18 protein-coding genes are annotated in these 21044 nt (G+C 57.7%); 3 read left to right on the top strand and 15 right to left on the bottom strand.

What is annotated here, in order from left to right:
• Positions 1 to 172: 172 nt before the first annotated feature.
• From CU103_RS26595 to CU103_RS26615, 5 genes are all read right to left on the bottom strand, one after another.
• Positions 173 to 1180 carry an aldose epimerase family protein gene (locus CU103_RS26595; protein ID WP_245449014.1) on the bottom strand — a complete coding sequence of 336 codons (1008 nt, stop codon included), beginning with the start codon at positions 1178 to 1180 and terminating at the stop codon, positions 173 to 175.
• Position 1181: 1 nt separating this feature from the next.
• Positions 1182 to 2159, bottom strand: a complete 978-nt coding sequence (locus CU103_RS26600; RefSeq protein ID WP_106667056.1) for an ABC transporter permease — start codon at positions 2157 to 2159, stop codon at positions 1182 to 1184.
• A complete protein-coding gene (locus CU103_RS26605) occupies positions 2156 to 3094 on the bottom strand; it encodes an ABC transporter permease (protein WP_106667186.1) in 939 nt (312 codons plus the stop codon). The genes CU103_RS26600 and CU103_RS26605 overlap by 4 nt, the downstream gene beginning before the upstream one ends.
• Before the next feature lie 53 nt (positions 3095 to 3147).
• On the bottom strand, positions 3148 to 4686 hold the full coding sequence (locus CU103_RS26610) for a sugar ABC transporter ATP-binding protein (RefSeq protein ID WP_245449015.1): 1539 nt from the start codon (positions 4684 to 4686) through the stop codon (positions 3148 to 3150).
• Between the two features lie 100 nt (positions 4687 to 4786).
• Positions 4787 to 5767 (bottom strand): ABC transporter substrate-binding protein, encoded by a 981-nt coding sequence (locus CU103_RS26615; RefSeq protein WP_106667057.1) that lies wholly within the window; start codon positions 5765 to 5767, stop codon positions 4787 to 4789.
• 174 nt (positions 5768 to 5941) lie between these two features.
• Here CU103_RS26615 and CU103_RS26620 point away from each other — a divergent pair, with 174 nt between their 5' ends.
• Positions 5942 to 7072, top strand: coding sequence for a LacI family DNA-binding transcriptional regulator (locus CU103_RS26620; RefSeq protein ID WP_245449016.1), 1131 nt, complete (start codon positions 5942 to 5944; stop codon positions 7070 to 7072).
• A gap of 296 nt (positions 7073 to 7368) precedes the next feature.
• Here CU103_RS26620 and CU103_RS26625 read toward each other — a convergent pair whose 3' ends face one another.
• Complete coding sequence (locus CU103_RS26625; RefSeq protein ID WP_106667058.1) at positions 7369 to 7830, bottom strand: Lrp/AsnC ligand binding domain-containing protein; 462 nt, start codon at positions 7828 to 7830, stop codon at positions 7369 to 7371.
• Positions 7831 to 7943: 113 nt separating this feature from the next.
• Between CU103_RS26625 and CU103_RS26630 the strand changes: the two genes are divergently transcribed.
• Complete coding sequence (locus CU103_RS26630) at positions 7944 to 8936, top strand: ornithine cyclodeaminase family protein (protein ID WP_106667059.1); 993 nt, start codon at positions 7944 to 7946, stop codon at positions 8934 to 8936.
• On the opposite strand, the gene CU103_RS26635 is transcribed toward CU103_RS26630, so the two are convergent.
• Entirely contained in the window at positions 8933 to 10291 is a 1359-nt protein-coding gene (locus CU103_RS26635) for a sigma-54-dependent transcriptional regulator (RefSeq protein WP_106667060.1), read from the bottom strand. The genes CU103_RS26630 and CU103_RS26635 overlap by 4 nt on opposite strands.
• A gap of 2 nt (positions 10292 to 10293) precedes the next feature.
• A complete protein-coding gene (locus CU103_RS26640; RefSeq protein WP_106667061.1) occupies positions 10294 to 12150 on the bottom strand; it encodes a sensor histidine kinase in 1857 nt (618 codons plus the stop codon).
• A 243-nt stretch (positions 12151 to 12393) separates the two neighbouring features.
• Here CU103_RS26640 and CU103_RS26645 point away from each other — a divergent pair, with 243 nt between their 5' ends.
• Positions 12394 to 13719, top strand: a complete 1326-nt coding sequence (locus tag CU103_RS26645) for a dicarboxylate/amino acid:cation symporter (RefSeq protein WP_162707291.1) — start codon at positions 12394 to 12396, stop codon at positions 13717 to 13719.
• Positions 13720 to 13765: 46 nt separating this feature from the next.
• Here the strand turns inward: CU103_RS26645 and CU103_RS26650 are convergent, their stop codons facing one another.
• The 7 genes from CU103_RS26650 to CU103_RS26680 form a co-directional block, all read right to left on the bottom strand.
• On the bottom strand, positions 13766 to 15133 hold the full coding sequence (locus CU103_RS26650) for an FGGY-family carbohydrate kinase (RefSeq protein ID WP_106667063.1): 1368 nt from the start codon (positions 15131 to 15133) through the stop codon (positions 13766 to 13768).
• Positions 15130 to 15453, bottom strand: coding sequence for an L-rhamnose mutarotase (gene rhaM / locus CU103_RS26655; RefSeq protein WP_106667064.1), 324 nt, complete (start codon positions 15451 to 15453; stop codon positions 15130 to 15132). The genes CU103_RS26650 and rhaM overlap by 4 nt, the downstream gene beginning before the upstream one ends.
• Entirely contained in the window at positions 15450 to 16451 is a 1002-nt protein-coding gene (locus CU103_RS26660) for an ABC transporter permease (RefSeq protein ID WP_106667065.1), read from the bottom strand. Before CU103_RS26660 ends, rhaM begins: the two co-directional genes overlap by 4 nt.
• Positions 16448 to 17446: an ABC transporter permease gene (locus CU103_RS26665; RefSeq protein WP_106667189.1), complete on the bottom strand. Its 999-nt coding sequence runs from the start codon at positions 17444 to 17446 to the stop codon at positions 16448 to 16450. The genes CU103_RS26660 and CU103_RS26665 overlap by 4 nt, the downstream gene beginning before the upstream one ends.
• Positions 17447 to 17458: 12 nt before the next feature.
• Positions 17459 to 18979, bottom strand: a complete 1521-nt coding sequence (locus CU103_RS26670; RefSeq protein ID WP_106667066.1) for a sugar ABC transporter ATP-binding protein — start codon at positions 18977 to 18979, stop codon at positions 17459 to 17461.
• A 67-nt stretch (positions 18980 to 19046) separates the two neighbouring features.
• Positions 19047 to 20042 (bottom strand): rhamnose ABC transporter substrate-binding protein, encoded by a 996-nt coding sequence (gene rhaS, locus CU103_RS26675; protein WP_106667067.1) that lies wholly within the window; start codon positions 20040 to 20042, stop codon positions 19047 to 19049.
• Positions 20043 to 20093: 51 nt separating this feature from the next.
• Positions 20094 to 20897 carry a DeoR/GlpR family DNA-binding transcription regulator gene (locus tag CU103_RS26680; protein ID WP_106667068.1) on the bottom strand — a complete coding sequence of 268 codons (804 nt, stop codon included), beginning with the start codon at positions 20895 to 20897 and terminating at the stop codon, positions 20094 to 20096.
• Positions 20898 to 21044 lie beyond the last annotated feature (147 nt).

The following is a 21044-nucleotide window of genomic DNA, read 5'->3' on the forward strand; positions in this document are numbered from 1 at the left end:
GACGATGTCGGTGCCCATCTCGCCCGAACCGATCAGGCCGATGCGGATCGGACGGCCCGTCTCCGCCCGCGCCTGCATGTCCCGCGCCAATCCCGTCAATGCAACATTCGTAGCCATAATGCCCTCCAGTCCGTTTCAGACCGGCATAGGACGGGAAAGTGTCATTGGCAAGCTAGACGTTGTGGAAACGGAATTCCGTGCGCTGGTGATAGGTCCGGCCGGGGCGCAAGACCGTGGTTGGAAAGTGTGGCTGATTGGGACTATCGGGGAAATGCTGGGCTTCGAGGCACAGACCGGCATGCGGACCATAGCGCCGCCCGCCAAGGCCGGTGAGGGGAGGGATCATCGCTCCGTCATAAAATTGCAGGCCCGGCTCGTTGGTATGAACGTGCAGGGCAAGACCATTGCCACCCACAAGCGAGGCGGCGAAACGCATACCGTCGCTGACCGGTTCACTGAGGACGAAATTGTGATCATAAGGCGTTGAACCATGGGTTCCGATCCGTCGCGGCAGGCGGAAATCATAGGCGGTCGTATCAACGGCCGCGACCTCGCCCGTTGGAATGAGATTATCGCCGACCGGTGTATAGGCATCGGCGAGAATCCGCAGCCTATGGTTGCGAATATCGCTCGCACCATCGAGATTGAAATAGCTGTGCTGGGCGAAATTGACGACCGTGGCTGCATCGCTCACGGCGTGGATGTCAACGGCGAGTGTGGTGTCACCGACAAAACCATAGGTGCAGCGAATATCCATGTTGCCGGGGAAACCCTGATCGCCATCGGGCAAATGCAGGGCAAGGGTAACCGAAGACCGGCTCCATGTCGTCATGGTCCAGCGGCGTTGCGAGACGCCGTTGCTGCCGCCGTGCAAGGTTTGAACGTTCTCGTTTCGATCGAGTTGAATATCGTTCCCGTCAAGGACAAACCGTCCATTGGCGATCCTGTTGGCATAGCGGCCAACAAGAGCGCCGAAATAGGGCGACCGGCTCGGGTAGGGAGCAAACGTCTCGAAACCCAGGACAACGCCCTGAAGGCTTCCATCCCTTAACGGAATCTGCAAATCCCTGATGACGGCGCCCCAGCTTAAAATCTTGGCAACCGCGCCGGCAGGCGATTGGATCGTCGCCTCATAGACCGGCTCTGCATCAAAAGTACCGAAGATTGGCAGCGGGCCCAAATCAGTAATCCCTGGCAGCGACGCTGCCGCGCGAGGAGAGTTTGGCCTGCAGGATCACAACGACGAGCAGAAACAGCCCGCGAATGACCGATTGCCAATAGGCAGAGAGCGAAATCCAGCCCTTGCCGTTTTCGAAATTCAGCACATTGAAGAGGATGCCGAGAAGCAGCACGCCCGCAAGCGTCGCGCCGACCGAACCAACACCCCCCGTCAGCAGTGTCCCACCAACGACGACCGCCGCGATTGCGAAGAGTTCCCAGCCAACGCCCTCGATCGGTTGCCCGGCGCCGAACTGTGACGCGAGGATGACACCGGCCAATCCGGCCAATCCACCGCTGGCAAGATAGACCAGAAACTTTATGCGATCGGCGGGCAGGCCCATGAGGCGCGTCGCATCCTCATTGCCGCCGACGGCCAGCACACCGCGGCCGGTGCTGGTGAAGTTGAGGATCAGCCAGCCGATGACATAAGCGACAATTGCGATCCACGCGGGAATGGGAAAGCCGAGAAAATTATCCTGCCCGATCGAGGTAAAGCCGCTTTCATAGGAGACTGAAACCGACTGATTGTCGGCCAGCAAAAGCGCCGTGCCGCTTGCTGCCAGCATCATCGCCAAGGTCGCGACGAAGGGCATGATCTTCAGGCGCGTCACCAGAATCGCGTTGATAAAGCCGACGCACAGACCAGCGCCGACGCCTGCGCCAAGGCCGGTCCATGCCCCTTGCGGGCTGGCCAGCGCCGCAACGACGCTGCCAAGGGCTGCAGTGGAGCCAACCGACAGGTCGATACCGCCAGTCATGATGACAAAGCACATGCCAAGTGCCACCAGGGCGAACATGGCGTTGTAACGCAGCACGCTGGAAATGTTGAAAAAGCCGAGGAAATAATCGTAGCGCGCCCAGCCAAACAGGATCAGCAACAGCAAGGCCAGAACAACGCCATAACTGCCGAGCAGGGAAATCAACCTTGCCCTTGTCATGCGCGTCGACCCTGTTGCTGGATCCAGACGGCGAGCACGATGATCCCCGCCTTGACCACCAGCGCCGCCGCATCGGGAACGCCGTTGGCAAGCAAGGTATAACGCACAAGCTGGATCGTCATTGCACCCAAAAGGGTGCCAATGATCGTTGCCTTACCGCCACTGAGCAGTGTCCCGCCAACGGCAACAGCAGCGATGGCGTCGAGCTCCATGCCCATGCCAACCAGGTTGGCATCGCTGGAGGAATTGATAGCGATGACGATCAGACCCGCGATACCAGCGCACAGACCACTGATTGCATAGACCACAAGTTTCACTTTGGAAACGGCGATGCCGGAGAGCGCCGCAGCGCGCTCATTGCCACCGATTGCAATTATCTGGCGACCGAAAACGGTGCGCTTCAGTATCCAGGCAGCGGCAATGACCAGCAAGGCCATGAGGACGACCTGCACGGGAATGCCGAGGATGCGGCCAAGGCCAATCCACTGGAATTGCGGCACGCGGAATGTCTGGAGATTGCCATTGGTCATGACCTGGGCAATGCCGCGCCCGGCGATGAACAACACCAGCGTAGCGACGATGGGCTGGATGCGGAATTTGGCGATCAACCAGCCGTTGAACAGGCCAAAAAGGCCGGCAACGCCAATTGATATGATCATGGCCGCCGTGACGGCCAGGTAGATATTCTCGATCGGAACGATCTTGCCGAGGAAAATCATGGGCGCGAGCGCACCTGAAATCGCCATCAACGAGCCGACGGAAAGATCAATGCCACCTGTGGCGATCACCAGCGTCATACCGACGGCAACGATAACGATGGTACAGACCTGGGTGAGATTGACATTCAAAGTCTGCGTCGTGGCGAAGTTGCGCGTGAAGACAAGATTAAACAGGATCAGCAGGACGAGCGCGATCAATGTGCCATAGCGCGCCATGAAGTCAAACGGATCGAAAGGTCGCGACAGGCGTTGTTGCCGGGCAGTGTCTGTCACAGTGCAGCCCCCTCCATGACAGGTGCATTGCCGTGGGCCATAGCCGACATCAGCGCATCTTCGGTCGCCTGATGGCGATTGAATTCAGCAACGCTGATGCCTTCGCGCAAGACAAAGACACGGTCTGCGCCCTCGATCACCTCTTCCAGTTCCGAGGAAATCATCAAAACAGCAAGCCCTTGATCGGCAAGCGATTTGATCAGTGACTGGATTTCGCCCTTGGCGCCAACATCGATGCCGCGGGTTGGTTCATCGAGAATGAGCAGGCGCGGATTCATTGCCAGCCAGCGGCCAAGTAACACTTTCTGCTGGTTGCCGCCGGAAAGCTCGCGCACCTTCTGGTCCGGTCCGGAACATTTGATCCCGAGTTGCCTGATGAACCGCTCGACGATGTTGCGTTGAGCCTTCTCGTCGATGATGCCGGATTTGCTGAGCTTGGGCATGAGCGCCAGCATCATGTTTTCCGCAACACTCATGTCGGGAACAATGCCTTCGCTTTTGCGGTCTTCGGTACAAAAACCCATGCCTGCGGCAATTGCATCGGAAGGCCTGTGCGGATCAAACCTTCTCCCGTCAAATTGCATGGTGCCGGCGCGCGGCCGATCAATGCCAAATACGAGCCTGGCTGTTTCGGTGCGGCCGGCGCCGAGCAGGCCGGCAAATCCGGCAATCTCACCACTGCGCACGGCAAAAGACACGTCCTGCACCGTCTGGTTGATGGCGAGGTTTTCAGCCGACAGGAGCACCTTGCCGATCTTCTTTTCGTCGCGATCGCTAAAGGCGGTCGCATGACCTTGGGCGCGCTCGATCGCGCGCCCGAGCATCGAGGAGACGAGACCGATCTTGTCGATGTCTTTCATGGCTGCTGTTTTTACCGTGCGCCCATCGCGCATAATGGTGACACGGTCGCAAACCTCATAGAGCTCGTCGAGCTTGTGGCTGACGAAGACGACCGAAACGCCCTCCCGCTTCAGCTGGCGAATGACATCAAAGAGAATGGAAACCTCGCGCTCGTCGAGCGAGGAGGTAGGCTCATCCATGATCACCAGCTGCGCCGAAAAACCGATGGCGCGGGCAATGGCGACCATCTGTTGCGTGGCAGTATTGAACTCCATCAATGGCCGTCGCACATCGGCACGCACATTGAAACGCTGCAGCAACGCTTCGGCCTCCTTGTGCATGCGCTTCCAGTCAAGCAGGCCGTAGCGGCGAGCCTCACGGCCAAGGCAGATGTTTTCGGTGATGGAGCGATAGGGGACGAGATTGATCTCCTGATAGATTGTGCTGATGCCGCTGGCCTGCGCCTGCTGCGGCGAGAACACCTCGAAGGGCCTGCCATCGAACATGATTTCACCGCCATCGCGCTTGTAATAGCCGGTCAGCACCTTGATAAGCGTCGATTTACCCGCGCCGTTCTGTCCGATCAGCGCGTGGACTTCGCCGCGTCCGACCGCGAAAGACGCACCGGCCAGGGCAGGAATTCCGGCAAATCGTTTGTCGATACCCGTCATCGACAGGAGAACGTCAGTGTTCATTACAAAGCCATTTCTGAACGCATCGCAAAGGAGCCGACGCCGCAAGGCAACCGCCAAAAGAAAAGCCAGCGCCCTATAAGAGCGCTGGCGCCATGACAAATCAATAGGCGGTGCTCAGCAGTTCTTTGGCATTGCTGGCATCGTAGAACTGATCGGGGTTGATGAGCTTGTCTGGGATCTTCTCGCCATTGGCATAGGCAACAGCCGTGTCAAATGCCTTGGGACCAAACCGTGGATTGCATTCCACAACCGCGGCAATCTTGCCATCGACCACCGCCTGTACGGCTTCCTTGCCGCCGTCGATCGACAGAACGAGAATGTCCTTGCCCGGTACCTTCCCGGCGGCTTCAATGGCAGAGATTGCGCCAATTGCCATCTCGTCATTATGGGCATAGATGACATTGGCGTCCGGATGGGCCTGAAGCAGCGTCTCGGCAACCTGACGCCCCTTGTCGCGGGCGAAGTCACCGGTTTGCGAAGCGACGACCTTGAAGCCGGGGTTTTTGGCGATCACCTCATCAAAGCCCTTTTTGCGGTCATTGGCCGGAGATGAGCCAGTCGTGCCCTCAAGCTCGATAATCGTGGTCTTGCCATTGGCGTTTTTGACGAGCCAATCAGCGACACGCTGGCCTTCCTCGATGAAGTTCGAGCCAATGAATGTCACATAGTCCTCGCCGGCTTTCGCCAGCGACGCATCGACATTGCGATCGAGCAGAATCACCGGGATGCCGGCATTCTTCGCAGCCTTGATTGCCGGAATCAGCGGTTTTTCTTCGCGTGGCGCTAAAAAGATCAGGTCGACCCCCTGCGCAATCATCGAATTGACATCAGCCACCTGCTTGGCCGCGGAACTGGCGGCATCCGTATAGACGAGTTGCCACCCGCGCTTCTTGGCTTCTTCCTGCATGCTGGCAGTCTGGGCAAGTCGCCATGGATTGTTGCTTTCGGTCTGGGCAAAGCCGACCTTGTAGGTGTCTTTCTTCTTGAGCGGCGGCGCGTCAGCCAATGCACTGCCAGCGGCCATAATGGCAGCCAGTCCAACGGCTGACGTGAACAGCAGACTGCGACGGGTGATTGTCATTGAAAATTTCCTCCCAGAAATTCAAGCCGTGGCGATCCCACCCGGTAATCATCTCTACTTATAAAAATTAGTCAATAATTATTTATATTGATTAGTCGCGCAAACTGCTCGTAATATTGCCGGCATCTTCATTGATTCCGGCCCGCTGGCGGGCGGCGAGAGGCATAGCTGCAGATGAGCGATACAGTGGAAGACAAGCCCACTGAGAATTCAAGGACCGCTCGTATTGCATCCCGGCGCAAACGTGTTGGCAAGCGTGTTACCATGACTGATATTGCCCGTGTTGCCGGCTGTTCACAGGCAACCGTATCATTCGTGCTGAACAAGACACCCGGGATCAAACTTGCGGCCGAGACACGAGAGCGGGTTATCGAAGCGGCGCGTTCGCTGGGCTATGCCGCTCCAAGCTTCGCTCATCTCGATACGGGTGATGCTTTAACACCGGCGGTTGACGGCAAGATCGGCTTTGTCGTGGATCAGCTTGCCACCAGTCCCGAAGCGGTGGTCGCTATCGAGGGCGCGCGTCAGGCGTCATGGAGTGCCGGCAACATCATCCTGGTCGCCCAAACGCTCAACGACCCGGATATGGAGCCGCGCACGATCAGAGCTCTGCACGAACAGGGGATTTCGGCGCTCATCTATATGGCAATTTTTACGCGTGAAGTGACCTTGCCTGCAGTGGTCTACGAACTGGACATACCGGTGATCCTGCTCAACTGCTATACGGCCGATCATGCTTTTCCCGCTGTTGTTCCCAGCGAGATTGCAGGTGGCCAGCATTCGACCCGCCATCTCATCCAGCATGGTCACCGCCGGATTGGAACGATCACGGGAGAACCATGGATGGAGGCGGCGAAAGACCGTCTGAAGGGCTATCGCCGGGCGTTGGCGACGGGGGATATCCCCTTTGATGCTGAACTTGTGATCGAGGGCGACTGGTCGGCTAGCGCCGGCTACGCCGCAACCAAGGAGTTGCTGGCGCTGAAGGACCGTCCAACGGCAATCTTCTGCCAGAACGATCGCACCGCAATCGGCTGTTACGAGGCATTAAAGGAAGCCGGGATGCGCATTCCTGAAGATATTTCGGTTATTGGCTATGATGATGAAGAGATCTCGCGCCATCTCCACCCGCAGTTGACGACCTCGGTCCTGCCGCACCGGGCCATGGGCCGCTGGGCGATCGAACAACTGGACGCTGTTACGCTCTCATCAGGCATGCGCTATCCGATCACCAAGCTTGAATGTCCGCTGGTAGAGCGCCTGTCAGTTGCAGCGTGCGCGCAGGAGATATCCCTGCTGACCTAGGGCGTGTTGATATTCAGGTGATGCCGGCTTGCAAATGGCCGCTTCTTCCGCTGGCCTGCCCCACGAGAAGGACGCTCCGCTCAGCTTCTCGAACCGCGGCCGTTTGACGGACCGGCGCATTATCGAACAGCCTCCAGGGGGTGTGGCACTTGTCTGAGCGATAAGATGACGCACCACTCGCTCCCCGTTGGTCGCAGAGCCAAGGCGACCTGCGCCAGCGTGAACTTCGATTTTTTCATGCCGAAACTCTCTGGACGGGCATTTTCCAGCCTCAACCGTCCAGAAAACCGGAAGTGTCAAAGCGGCAACAATGCGTCAGGCTTCACATCACCGATTGAGGCGTAACTGTGCGTTTCCCTGACACCAGGAAGCGGCAGAATGACCCGTTGCAGGAATTCCTGAAACGTCGCCATGTCAGCAATTCGTGCTTTGACCAGGTAGTCGAAACCACCAATCACCATATGGCATTCGATGATCTCGGGCGCCTTCACAACAGCCTCTGCAAAGCGGTCGAAGACGTGCGGCGCGGTGTGATCGAGCCTTACCTCGACAAAGACGAGCGTGCCGCGTCCGATCTTTGAGGGCTCCAGCACAGCCCGCACGGCGCGGATAAAGCCTTCACTGAAAAGGCGCTTGATGCGCTGTGATGCGCCGGTCGGTGACAGGCCAACACGTTGGGCGAGGTCAAGTACGGTCCGCCGACCATCTTCTTGCAATAGCCCCAGCAGCATCCGGTCGACACGGTCAAGATCGTTCATTTCGGATTCACACTTTCCTCGGGCTGAATGCGCGATAATCACGCAAAATGATCAAAATGCAATACGGTTGAAAAGGCACTCAACGACTAACCGGAACGAAGGCAAGCAACATCATGGACAGCACACAACCTTCTTCAAGCAATCACACCAAAGGTGAGATCCAGATTCTTTCGCTGAGCGAAGCGGAGATCAAAAAATGTATCGACCTGCACAAGCTGCTCGACGCGCTGGCGGACGGGTTCAAAGCGCTTTGCGACGGTCGTGTCGCCAATCCAGCGCGGCCACAACTCGATATTCCGAATGCAGGCTATTTGCTGGCGATGCCGGCCTGGATGAAGGGCATGCATTTGACCGTGAAACTGGTCAACGTGTTCGAAGGCAATATCGCCCGGGGCATCCCAAGTCACCTGGCAACAATACACCTCTTCGATCCGGAAACGGGAATGCCTGTTTGTACGATGGATGGCACCTACATCACGGCCGTGCGCACGTCTGGCTCGGCCGTCCTCTCCGTGCGGGAGCTGGCCAGGCGCAATGCCAAGGTCGCGACCGTCGTGGGCGCTGGCGTTCAAGCCAGCCAGCACCTTCACCTGTTGCCACTCGTTCGAGATTTCCGGGAAATCCGCGTTTGCTCGAAGGATTTTGCTGATGCGCAGGCGCTGGCTTCACGCCATGCGGGTGTAATTGCAGTCAAGGATCTCGAAGCCGCCATACGCTCTTCAGATGTAGTGTGCCTCGCGACGCACGCCTACGTCCCGGCGATATCCGCGAAATGGGTTCAACCAGGAACGCACGTGTCCTCGGTTGGTGTCGCGCCACCCGGCGGCGAACTGCCGATCGATTTGATCGCCCGCGGCAGGCTCTTCGTTGAGAGCCGCGACGCCTTCTCGCCACCACCGGTGGGTTGTTGCGAACTTGCACATATCGATCCGCAGACAGGCACCGATCTTGGTGCGATGTTGCTGGGATTGCAACCGGGTCGCACGTCCGATCAGCAGATCACGATCTACAAGGCCATGGGCGTCGCCATGGAGGATATGGTGGCAGCCGACCTCGCCTACCGCGAGGCCAAACGCCTGGGTGTGGGCCAAACCATCTCGCTTTAGAGCAAGGCTGCCGGCTTTGATCGTGCATAGTCCGCGCGATCAATGCCGTGACGTTGCAGCTTGTCGTAGAAAGTCTTGCGCGCAATGCCGAGCACTTCAATGGTCGCGCGCACGTCGCCATGGTTTGCACTTAAGGCATCGCGAATGAGTCTGGCTTCGTGCTGCTCCATTGCCTCGGGCAGGCTTTTGTTGGTCGGTTGACTGACTTGCGCTGTGTCCATATCGCCAAGACCGAGCGCAACCCGTTCGGCGAAATGCGACAGTTCTCGCACATTGCCGGGCCAATCATGCTCCATAAGCCGCAAGCGCAGCGATGCGGACATACGCGGTGGCTCCGTCTTAAACCGCGCTGCCGCACGCTGCAGGAAGTGCGTGAACAGCAAGGGAATATCGTCCTTGCGCTCGCGCAAAGGTGGAATGGAAACGGTGACAACGTTGAGCCGATAGAACAAGTCCTCGCGGAAATTCGCCCGTTGTTGCGCACTGCCCAGATCAACCTTGGCGGCAGCAACCACCCGCAAATCCACCGGGCGGTGTTCATTGGTGCCCAGGGGAGTGATTTCGCGTGTTTCGAGGACCCGCAACAACTTGACCTGCGTCGACAGTGGCATGCTTTCGATCTCATCCAGAAACAGCGTACCGCCGCTTGCGTGTTCGATTCGGCCGACCCGCCGTTTTTGCGCGCCGGTAAACGCACCGGCCTCATGGCCGAAAAGCTCACTCTCGATGACCGTCTCAGGCAATGCGCCGCAGTTGAGCGCAACGAAATTGCCCTGTTTGCGCCGGCTCCATTCATGCAGAAGCCCGGCCGCCACATCTTTGCCAGTGCCGGTTTCACCAGCAATCAGCACATCGACGTCGGCATTGGCGACATGTCGTAACATCTGGCGCAAATGCTGCATGGCTGGTGTCTGTCCGATCAGTGGCAATGTCTCGTCGGACGATTCCAGCGCCAGCCGCAAGTGCCGGTTCTCCATGATCAGCCGCCGCTTTTCTGCTGCCCGCACGATGCTTTGCACAAGCCGGTCTGCAGCGTAGGGTTTGGCGATGAAATCATAGGCGCCTTCCTGCATCGCTGCGACGGCCATATCAATATCGCCGTGCCCGGTGATCAGGATGACCGGCAAGTCCGGATCCAGCGCCCGCAAACGGCGAAACAATTCCAGGCCATCAATATGCGGCATGCGCACATCGGTAACGACCACGCCAGCAAAATCTGCTGTCAGAAACCTTAACGCACCCAAAGCGTCAGCAAAGGGCGTGACGGCGAAGCCGGCAAGCTCCAGTGTCTGCCGGTTGGCATTGCGCAAATCGTCATCGTCATCGACAAAAGCGACACTAGGCTGGAATTCCATCGTCAAACGACCCTCCGCAGATGCACGGTGAACTGCGTGCCCGCCCTGCTGCTTTCCACTTCAATGCGGCCTCCATATTCAGCGACGATGTCGTGGCAGATGACGAGGCCCAGCCCAAGGCCGCGTTCCTTGGAGGTGTTGAACGGCGTAAACAGCGCCTGCATGATCGCTGCGGGAATGCCCGGCCCGTTGTCGGAAACAATCAGCTGAACCTCATCCTTCGTCAGCGCATAACGCACACTGATCTTGCTTGCCGGACCGCCCTCGGTCGCCTCCAGCGCATTTTGCATCAGATTGATCAGCACCTGTTCAAGGCGGATGCGGTTGCCGTGCACCTTGATGTCAGGTGGGGGTGTTTGCGTGAAAATTTGTCCCGCCCTTTGCCGGAAACGGCTGCCAAGTAACAGCATGGCGCCCTCGATAACGTCGCCGACGCTGATTGGAGCTGCATCGCTTGTGCCCTTGCGCGAGAAGGTGCGCAGCTCATCGGTGATGCTGCCGATGCGTTCGGTCAGACCGGCGATTGCTTTCAGATTGTCCTTTGCCGATTCCACCAGGTTGCGGCCAAGAAGGGTCCCGGCATTGTCGGCATAGGAGCGAATGGCAGCGACGGGCTGGTTTATTTCGTGGGCAACGCCCGCCGTCACCTGACCCAAAATGGCAAGACGGTTTGCCTGTACCAGCTCCTGCTGCACCGTTTGCAGCTTGGCTTCGGTCTTCTGGCGCTCCTCGGCCTGCATCACCAATTCCGCATGGGCAGTGCTGAGGTCCGCGGTACGCTCGGCGACGCGGCGTTCGAGCTCCAGCCGCGCCTCCTCCTGTTCACGGGCGCGGCGCAGGGCCCGTCCGCGACGCAGAAGCAAGAAGGCTGTCAGACCAAGCAACGGCGCAAGAACAGCCAGCGCAAGCAACTGAGCGGTGCGCGTTGCCTCTGCAACGACTGCTGCTGCAGGCGTTAGCGATTGCAAGGTCCAGCTTGTCGTGGGCACCATGGTCCGTACACGCACGAATTCCTGATCTTTCGCCGCATCGGGCAAACGCGCCTTGACAATATCGGGTTGCGATAGCGGCAGAGCCGGCAGGATGCTCAGGGGTTCGAGCGGCGCATCGCCAAATTGCAGGCTTTCGCGGATGGGCCCCATCTGATCGGCCGATACGGGTCCCTGCGTCATGAACCGCCATTGGGGAAAACTTGCAACCAAGACAATGCCGCGCTGATCGACGACATAGGTCGGATCACTATTGCGGCGCCAGTCTGCTTCGAGCGCATCAAATTCAAGCTTGACGACGATGACTCCAAGCAAGCCGAGCGGGCCATCGATGCGCCTCGAAATATACAGGCCAGGACGTTTGCTGACGGTGCCGAGCGCAAAGTGTTCGGCATCACCGGCAATGACAGCACGGGTGTAATAGGGGCGGAAACTGTAATTGGTGCCGACGAAACTGGTGGGTTCACGCCAGTTACTGGAGGCAATCGCCACACCATCGGCATCGAGGAGATAAATGACCGCCGAGCGCGTTCCCGGTATCAGGCTTTCGAACTTGCGGTTGACGAGTTGCAGGATGCTGCCGCTGCGCGAGGAAAGCGCACTGAGGACATCGCGATCCTGCGACAGGACAAATGGCAAGGATCGCTGCTTTTCGAGCACCGTGCGCAGAAGCACGGCATTGAGATCTGCGGTGTTCTGGGCTCGCGTTTGCAGCGCTTCATAGGCGCGCTGGCGACCATAATCGTTCGCAACGATGAGAGACCCTATTATGAGGATTGCTGCAAGGAGGCCGTAAACGAGTTTCGCAACACGTCCGGCCATGCCACCGACAGGCTCATATTTCGATCGAAGCGCCGCTAGCTCTGCCATTCCTGTATTGTGCAGATATCCGCACAAACCGCAAGAAGAGCGTGCGGAGATTCGCACAACATCTGCGCGGCAACACATACAGCAAAAAATTAAATTACATATTTTCAATTACTTAGCAAGTTTCAGCAAACTGGCACACTCCTTGCAAAAGCAATGGCAGCGGCCGGTCTATCCGGTCTTTAACCGAGCCCGGGAGGCTGACAGGCAATTCTGCCAGACGCGGCTCATATCATGGAGGAAGTCATGAGTCCTGTGACGATTAACGCAGCCCCGCAGCCGCGCGGCAAAACACCCATTTACGCCCACCTGTATTTTCAGGTGATCGTTGCCATTACCATCGGTATTGTGCTTGGTCACTTCTATCCTGAAATCGGCACCAGCATGAAGCCGCTCGGCGACGCCTTCATCAAACTGGTGAAGATGATCATTGCCCCTGTCATTTTCCTTACCGTCTCCACCGGTATTGCCGGAATGAGCGACCTGAAAAAGGTCGGACGGGTGGCCGGGAAGGCGATGGTCTACTTCCTGACCTTCTCGACCCTGGCCCTGATTGTCGGGTTGATCGTTGCCAATGTGATCCAGCCGGGTGCTGGCATGAATATCGACGCATCCTCGCTCGATCCCAAAGCGGTCGCAACCTACACGCAGCAGGCGCATGAGCAAAGCATCGTCGGCTTCCTGACGAACATCATTCCCACGACAATCGTCGGTGCCTTCGCTTCGGGCGATATCCTGCAGGTCCTGTTCTTTTCGGTGCTGTTCGGTCTTTCGCTCGCCATGGTCGGCGAGAAAGCCGAACCGGTCACCAATTTCTTGCAGACCCTCGCAGCTCCGGTCTTCAAGCTGGTCGCAATCCTGATGAAAGCTGCACCAATCGGCGCCTTTGGCGCAATGGCCTTCACGATCGGCAAGTACGGCATTGGCTCGGTGGCCAATCTGATCTTCCTGATCGGCACGTTCTATCTGACGTCCCTGCTTTTCGTGCTGGTCATTCTTGGCGCAGTCGCGTGGTACAACGGCTTTTCCATCCTGGCGCTGATCCGCTACATCAAGGAAGAGTTGCTGCTGGTGCTTGGCACGAGCTCGTCGGAAGCCGCTTTGCCAACGCTGATGGCAAAGATGGAGAAGGCAGGTTGTAAGAAGTCCGTGGTTGGTCTGGTTATTCCAACCGGCTATTCGTTCAATCTTGACGGCACCAATATCTACATGACCCTTGCTGCCCTGTTTATTGCGCAGGCAACCAACACGCCGCTGACATTGATGGATCAGGTGTTGCTCCTGCTCGTGGCAATGCTCAGTTCCAAGGGTGCTGCAGGCATCACCGGTGCAGGCTTTATCACTCTGGCCGCCACGCTGTCGGTTGTTCCCGCCGTTCCGGTCGCCGGTATGGCACTGATCCTTGGCATCGACCGTTTCATGTCGGAATGCCGCGCCCTGACCAATCTCGTCGGCAATGCGGTCGCAACCATTGTTGTCGCGCGCTGGGAAGGCGAGCTGGACACCAACAAGCTGGCACAAGCGCTTAACGGTGAATTCGCCGACGAGGATGCACTGGCTCTCGCCAGCTAGGATGATACCCACTTGCAGCAAAGGCGGACCTTACGGTCCGCCTTTTTTATTTGTGACAAAGGCTTTCGCGCCAGCTTTGCGCATAAGCGTCGAAACTCCTGGTCAGCGGCACGACCGCATCGGGTGCCGGCTTGAGGGAGCATTGCGCACCGGCAAGGAGCGCTGCGCCAAGGCTGGTTCCGGTGGAGCCGGGCAAAGCGATGATTTCGCGCCCCGTCAGGGAGCGCAATGCCGACAGAAAAGTGTGATTGCGGGAAAAGGGGCCTTCAACGATTGTCGGGCCACGTGCGCCAATCAGTTCGAGGCAGGTCGCCGTCATTAATGCCGTATAGAGTGATGCCACCGCATTCAGCTCGCCGGACAAGCGCGGCTTGCCATTCAGCCAGTTTGCCGCGTGCGCCGGATAGGGGCCGGAACCCTGCACGACGCTCGGCAATATCATGCGTTGATCGCGAATGACACGGGCCAATACTTCTGCATCCGGCTCGGCGGCCAGGCCTTCGGTGAGCATGTCGAATTCACGTCCGCCCATGAACCGCGCCGACGGCACGGCCTTGCCGAAGGCATCGACATTGGCAAGTGTGTCGCGTGCAGGATCGAGCCGGTCCGGCCTGCCGCCGACGGCAAAGGAGACCACCCAGGTACCCGTCGATACCACGGAGAAGGGTGACGTGCGGGTGATAAGGTGCGGCAACAGCGAAGCATTGGAATCGTGGATACCGCAATGAACCGCAATTGCCTTGTCGACGCCGATCTGCTTGGCCAAAGGTTCGCGCAAATCACCGATCGTATCGAAAGCCGGGCGGATCGGAGCCATCAGTGAGCGAATTTCAAGTGTATCGACGAGGCTGGAGTAGCTGCCATTTTGCGGGTTCCACAAATCGGTATGACAGCCAAGTGAAGTGACTTCATTCACGGCGATACCGGTCAGACGCCAGACCCAGTATTGTGCATAGGTCAGGATGCATTTGACCGACGCGAACTGGGCAGGGAATTGCGTCTTCTGGTAGTGGATCTGTGCTCCGACATTCAGTCCGCCCGAAAGAAGCGGTGAACATGTCTCGGCGAAACTCGGCCGCAGGTCCGCATAGGCCGCACGCACGTCATCCGAATAGACATGTTCATAATCGATCACCGGCATGGCAAGACCATCATGCCCAAGCAATGCCGCCGACGCACCATGGGCTGTGACCGAAATCGCATCGAAGCCTGGCGATCTGACGAACGCGATGAGTGTTTCGACAAAAAATGCCCACAGCGCTTCTACATCGTAATGCGGATAGATCCCGCCTTTGACCACGCGGTTGTGGATGCTGCGTGCGGCAACTTCCGCCCCGGTCGCAGCATCGACCACAACGAGTTTGGCATTGGTCTTGCCCACATCGATGACGGCTATGCGGCGAACGTTGTTCATGGCATGTGAAACAGGCACACGAGGTCACGCTGGACCGGCGAATTGTCCGCATTGGTGACCATTATATCGGCCATATGCGCCCACCATTTCTTCATCACCGGATGGTCGGGGAGGCTCTGCATCGTGTGGTCAACCGGGCGGGTCAACACGCCGAAGAGCGTGTTGGTGGTGCGGTCAAGATGGATCGAATAGTCGCTCACTCCCGCCGCGTGCAAAAGCTCGACGAGCTCGGGCCAGATCGCATCATGGCGCTTCAGATATTCCGGTTCCATGCCGGGACTGAGCGTCATGGTGAACGCATGTTTTTCTGTCGTGCTCATGCGGATTTCCTGTGTCCGAACTGCCGGATGATGATTGGCAGCGTGATGGTGGTGATCAAGAGCAGGCCAATGAAAATCGACATGACGATACCCGGCACGTTGAGTAGGCCAAGCCCGAAGGTTACAAGCCCCATGACGAATGCTGCGATGACGACGCCGCCAATCGTGCCAGAACCGCCAAGGATGGATATGCCGCCCAGAACGACCATGGTGACGATCTCAAGTTCCCAGCCCTGCGCGATCGATGGGCGCGTTGAGCCAAGACGCGAGGTTAGGCACACGGCGGCGATGCCGGCCATCAGGCCAGTCAACAGGAACAAAGTAAATTTGATACGCTCAACATGAATGCCGGAGAATCGTGCGGCGAACTCATTGTTCCCGATGGCATAAACCCGGCGGCCGAAATTCGTCGCATGCAGCAAAACCGCGAAGAGGACGGCAAGGGCCGCAAACAGCACGAACTCGAAGGAAAAGACCCACAACACATAACCCTGACCAAAATAGGCAAAGGAAGCTGGATAGCCGCCATAGGCCTTGTCACCCAGAACGATATAGGCGATGCCGCGAAACAAGCTCATCGTACCAATGGTAACAACGATGGATGGCAGGCGCAGGCCGGCGACAAGGATACCATTGATCATGCCGCACCCGGCACCAACGCCGATTCCGATGGCAACGAGGCCCGGCGTGCCGACACCCGCCTGCGCTGCGGCGCCCATGGCGGTTGAGGCGAGCGCAATGATCGCTGCAACCGAAAGATCAATCTCTCCGGCGATGATCAGCAGCGCCATGGCGAAAGCAACCATGGCTTTTTCGGTAAAGTTGAACGTGGCGTCGGAAAGATTCCAGGCGTTGAGGAAGTAGGGCGAGGCCAATGCGTTGGCGATGAAGATAACCGCGGCCACCGCTACGAGCAGGGCTTCCCAGCTGGCGAACAGCCGGGTGACCGATGTGCCCAGTCGATCCGGAATATGGCGTTTTTCAGGAACTGCGCTCATGCCGTCACCTCGATCTGTTCGGATGCACCGCGATCACGCAGGATGATCCGGCCCCGGCGCCGTTCCTGGCGCGCGTTGAAAATGACAGCAGCAATGATCACCGAGCCGGAGATTGCCATTTGTGAGAACGGCGAAATATTGATGACGGGAAGCGCGTTCTTGATGACGCCGAGGAACAGTGAGCCGAGCACTGCGCCCGCGACGGAACCGATGCCTCCCAGCGTTGATATGCCACCAATGACACAGGCGGCGACGGTATCCAGTTCAAAGCCCGCCGCGATATCGACATAGGCAACCGCATAGCGCGATACCCAAAGATAACCGCACAACCCCGCCAGCGTTCCGGATATGACGAAGGCATAAAAGCGGGTGCGTCCAACATCAATACCGGCATAAACAGCGGCTGTCGGATTGCCCCCAGAGGCATAGATGGCGCGGCCAAGGAAGGTGCGCGACATGACCACATACATGATGGCGACGATGACGATGGCTGTCCAGCCGAGGAGGGGCAGACCGAAAAAGAGCTGGCGTGGTGTCTGGAGGAACGGCGCCGTCATTTGATGCGCATTCACCCAGGCACCACCGGAAAGCACAAACGCCATGCCGCGGTAGATCGTGAGCGTGCCAAGTGTGACGACGATGGAAGGAATGTTGAGCTTCCACACGAACAGGCCATTGATCGCCCCAAGAACAGCGCCAGTCCCCAGCGCAATGAGGATGATCAGTGCAAGCGGCATTGCCGGATAGGCAGCATTCAGCATGCCGATTGCCATGCCCGTAAAGGCGACATTGGCCGCGACCGAAAGGTCAATGGATTTGGTCAGGATCACCGTCATCTGGCCAAGCGCAAGAATGATCAGGATCGATGTGTCATTGAAAATGTTGGCAAGGTTGCCGGGCTTGGCAAAGCCGGGCGAACGCGCCGAAAAGACGGCAAGCAGCATGGCGATAATGACCACCAGCAGCATTTCGCGGAATTTGAACAATTGCTTGATCATTTCTGGTCCTCAGGCATTGCCTGTTGCGGCGCGGACTAACGTCTCTGCGCTCAGGTGATCGCGCTCATAGACACCGGCCGACAGGCCCTCGCGCATGACAAGAACCCGGTCAGACATGCCGAGGATTTCCGGCAGTTCCGAGGAGACCATGATGATGCTGAGACCTTCGCCGGCAAGCTCGCTGATGAAGGCATGGACCGCAGCTTTCGAGCCGATGTCGATGCCCTTGGTCGGTTCATCGAGAATGAGAATTTTCGGGTGCGTGGCCAGCCATTTGCCGATGACCACTTTCTGTTGATTGCCGCCGGACAGATTTCCCACCGGAATCGAGAGGGCGGCGGCACGCAGATCAAAACGCTCGGCATATTTGCGCGCCAGGGCGAATTCCTCGGCCGCGCGCAGGAAACCGGAGCGGGAAGTGCGGGTCAATGACGGCAGCGAGATGTTCTGGTAGATTGGCAACTGCAACACTGCGCCATGGCGGCCGCGTTCTTCCGGCACGTAGACGATACCGGCTTTGATCGCGTCGGCAGGCGAGTGGATCACGAGCTCCTTGCCGTTTAGTTTGAGCGAGCCGCTAGAGGGTCTTGTGACGCCGAACAGCGACTGGCAAATCTCCGAGCGGCCCGCACCGACCAGACCATAAATCCCGAAAATTTCCCCCTTTTTCAAGGCAAAGGAAATATGGCGGAACTCGGTCGGGTGGCTGTAATTGTCGACCGAAAGCACGGTCTCGCCGAGCGGTATCTCGACTTTGGGAAAAGCGTGTTCGATCGACCGGCCAACCATGAGCTTGACGATCTCGTCCTGACCAACACCGGCAAGTACGCCACTGCCGACGGCCTTGCCGTCACGGAAGACGGCATAATGGTCGGCGATCTCGTAGACTTCATCGAACTTGTGACTGATGAACAGCACCGCCTTGCCCTGCGCTTTGAGCCGCTTGACGATCTGGAACAGGTCATCGACTTCCTTGCGCGAAAGCGCAGCGGTCGGCTCATCCATGATGACAATGCGCGCATCAACAGACAGCGCCCGGGCAATGGCCACGAGGTGGCGCTGGGCGATGGAAAGATCCTTCAGCCGCGTGCGCGGATCGATATTGCTTTCCAGCGAATGCAGCAGTGCAAGTGCCCGTGCGTTCACGGCCTTCCAGTTGACAAAACCAAGCCGGGTTTTCGGCGCATGGCCGAGAAAGATATTTTCGGCGACCGACAACTCGTCGAAAAGCACGGTCTCCTGGTGGATTGCGGTTACGCCGAAATCGATTGCGTCCTGCGCATTGGCAAAGGCCACCGGCTCGCCGTCAACGTGGATTTCTCCTTCGTCCGACTGGTAGATCCCGGTGAGAATTTTGACGAGCGTCGACTTCCCCGCACCGTTTTCGCCGATGAGCGCCGTCACCATGCCGGGAAACAGGGCGATATTGACATCATTGAGCGCTTTGACGCCGGGAAACGATTTGGAGATGCCGCGCATCTCAAGCAGCGGCGTTTCGGACAATGGCTCGGAAAGGGCAATCTTGTTCATCGATCATACCGAAAGAGAAAAAGTGCCCGGCAGATAACCTGCCGGGCCTGACGGCGGTTGTGCAGGATCAGAAGATCTTGGAAAACTCGTCGATGTTCTTGGCGTCATAGACGAAAGGATCGGCCATGGCAGCCTCGCCATTGTCGCCAATCTTGATCTTGCCCATGCGTCCGGCGGCAATTTCGCTGCCCGCAGCACCATCCGTTTCACCCTTGACCAGGCGATAGGCAATCTGCGTTGCCGAATAGCCAAGGTCGATCGGATTCCAGATAGCAAATTCCTTCGTTGCACCCGACTTGATAGCGCCAGCCATTTCCGAGGGAAGACCAAGTCCTGTCACATAGACGTCGCCGATCTTCTTGGCATCGGCCACAGCCTGTGATGCGGCAAGCACGCCAACGGTTGTCGGAGCGACAATGACCTTGACATTCGGCTGTGAGGTCAAAAGGCCCTGCGCTTCGCGATAGCTTTTGTCAGACAGGTCATCTCCGTAGACGGTGGTCACCAGATTGAGGCCAGGGAAATTCGGCAGCTGCTTCTTCATTTCCTCGATCCAGGTGTTCTGGTTGGTCGAGGTCGTCGTCGCCGAAAGAATGGCAAAGTCACCCTTGCCGTCCTTCAGATGATTGGCGGCCAACTGCAGGCACATCTTGCCGATCAGCTCGTTTGACGAGGGATTGAGATGCATGATGCGGCCATCCTTGGCGACAGCGGAATCCCAGGAAATAACCTTGATGCCGCGGGCTGCAGCTTTTTTCAGCGCGGGCACAACCGCGTCGGGATCATTGGCGGAAATTGCGATGGCGTTGACGTTCTGCGCAATCAGCGCATTGATGACCTCGATCTGTCCTTCGGCCGTCGTCGATGTCGGGCCAGTATAGATGACCTCCACATCGCCAAGTTCCTTGGCGGCTTCCTGTGCCCCCTTATTGGCCGCTTCGAAAAAGCCATTGCCAAGGGATTTGACGACCAGGCCGATCTTGATGGTTTCGGCCTGAGCGTGCGATGCCAACATGGCAAGGGCGAGCGCCGATCCCAGTGCGAGTTTCTTTAAAAGTTTCATTGTCTGTCCTCCCAGAGATTAAACGAATGGTTCGTCGACACCGTTCCGGCCTCAAGCGACCGATACGGAATTTCTTGATTGATTGACCTGTGCGATGATGAGTTGAACGCCGGCGTCCTCGACCATCTTGCGGTCCGCATCTGAAATGCCGTCATCGGTGATAATGGTCGCAACGCGCTGCAACGGGCAGAGGATCAAGCTCGACCGGCGGGCGAACTTGCTCGAGTCAACCAGCAGCACCAACTCTTCGGCCTGGTTGATCAGTTTCTGCTCGCCCTGAATGATCAGCGCATCGGATTCCATGACGCCGAATGGTCCAACCCCTTGCGAGCCCATGAACATGCGCTTGCCATAGAAATTGCGCGTCACGTCATTGTCGAACGGCGACAAAATGATGCTTTGCTCGCGGTAAATCGCACCACCGGGCACCGTGACCGAGCTTTTGGAATTCTTGACGAGATGCTCGGCAATGGCAAAGGAATTGGTCATCACCTGCAGGCGCCGTGCGGATAGAAAGTGTACCATCTGAAAGGTGGTCGTGCCGCCATTGATAATGATCGCATCACCCTCTTCGCATAAGGCGACCGCCTCGCGGGCGATGGCGCGCTTCTTGTCGGCGTTTTCGGATTCGGAAACATGAAAGTGACGGCCAGCAAGCGGCGTCAACTGCGGCGGATGAACCGCCTCAGCACCGCCACGCACACGGCGCAGCTTTCCCTTCACGTGGAGCGAGGCAATATCACGACGGATGGTTGCCTCCGACGCTTCCGTCAGTTCCGCTATGTCCTGAATGGTGATGACCGGCTTTTCCTGAACAGCGCTCAGAATGATGCGGTGACGCTCACGCTCGTGCATTGCACTTCCTCCTCTTGTGACAATCTATTGCGCAAATCCATGATCAGTGTCAATCAACTTCAGTCAAAAAGTTTCATACCGCACTGCACAATGCAAGTTTATGATCGAAATTGATCGTTTGTGATTGACATGAAAACGTAAATTGCT

Origin of the sequence: Phyllobacterium sophorae (assembly GCF_003010965.1) — a bacterium.
In the GTDB taxonomy this organism is placed as follows: domain Bacteria; phylum Pseudomonadota; class Alphaproteobacteria; order Rhizobiales; family Rhizobiaceae; genus Phyllobacterium; species Phyllobacterium sophorae.

Excerpts from the sequence above, each read along its gene's own strand:
- CU103_RS26600 (WP_106667056.1), bottom strand. The coding sequence starts at position 2,159 with ATGACAAGGGCAAGGTTGATTTCCCTGCTCGGCAGTTATGGCGTTGTT.
- CU103_RS26605 (WP_106667186.1), bottom strand. The coding sequence starts at position 3,094 with ATGGCGCGCTATGGCACATTGATCGCGCTCGTCCTGCTGATCCTGTTT.
- CU103_RS26610 (WP_245449015.1), bottom strand. The coding sequence starts at position 4,686 with ATGAACACTGACGTTCTCCTGTCGATGACGGGTATCGACAAACGATTT.
- CU103_RS26615 (WP_106667057.1), bottom strand. The coding sequence starts at position 5,767 with ATGACAATCACCCGTCGCAGTCTGCTGTTCACGTCAGCCGTTGGACTG.
- CU103_RS26620 (WP_245449016.1), top strand. The coding sequence starts at position 5,942 with ATGAGCGATACAGTGGAAGACAAGCCCACTGAGAATTCAAGGACCGCT.
- CU103_RS26625 (WP_106667058.1), bottom strand. The coding sequence starts at position 7,830 with ATGAACGATCTTGACCGTGTCGACCGGATGCTGCTGGGGCTATTGCAA.
- CU103_RS26630 (WP_106667059.1), top strand. The coding sequence starts at position 7,944 with ATGGACAGCACACAACCTTCTTCAAGCAATCACACCAAAGGTGAGATC.
- CU103_RS26635 (WP_106667060.1), bottom strand. The coding sequence starts at position 10,291 with ATGGAATTCCAGCCTAGTGTCGCTTTTGTCGATGACGATGACGATTTG.
- CU103_RS26640 (WP_106667061.1), bottom strand. The coding sequence starts at position 12,150 with ATGGCAGAGCTAGCGGCGCTTCGATCGAAATATGAGCCTGTCGGTGGC.
- CU103_RS26645 (WP_162707291.1), top strand. The coding sequence starts at position 12,394 with ATGAGTCCTGTGACGATTAACGCAGCCCCGCAGCCGCGCGGCAAAACA.
- CU103_RS26650 (WP_106667063.1), bottom strand. The coding sequence starts at position 15,133 with ATGAACAACGTTCGCCGCATAGCCGTCATCGATGTGGGCAAGACCAAT.
- rhaM (WP_106667064.1), bottom strand. The coding sequence starts at position 15,453 with ATGAGCACGACAGAAAAACATGCGTTCACCATGACGCTCAGTCCCGGC.
- CU103_RS26660 (WP_106667065.1), bottom strand. The coding sequence starts at position 16,451 with ATGAGCGCAGTTCCTGAAAAACGCCATATTCCGGATCGACTGGGCACA.
- CU103_RS26670 (WP_106667066.1), bottom strand. The coding sequence starts at position 18,979 with ATGAACAAGATTGCCCTTTCCGAGCCATTGTCCGAAACGCCGCTGCTT.
- rhaS (WP_106667067.1), bottom strand. The coding sequence starts at position 20,042 with ATGAAACTTTTAAAGAAACTCGCACTGGGATCGGCGCTCGCCCTTGCC.
- CU103_RS26680 (WP_106667068.1), bottom strand. The coding sequence starts at position 20,897 with ATGCACGAGCGTGAGCGTCACCGCATCATTCTGAGCGCTGTTCAGGAA.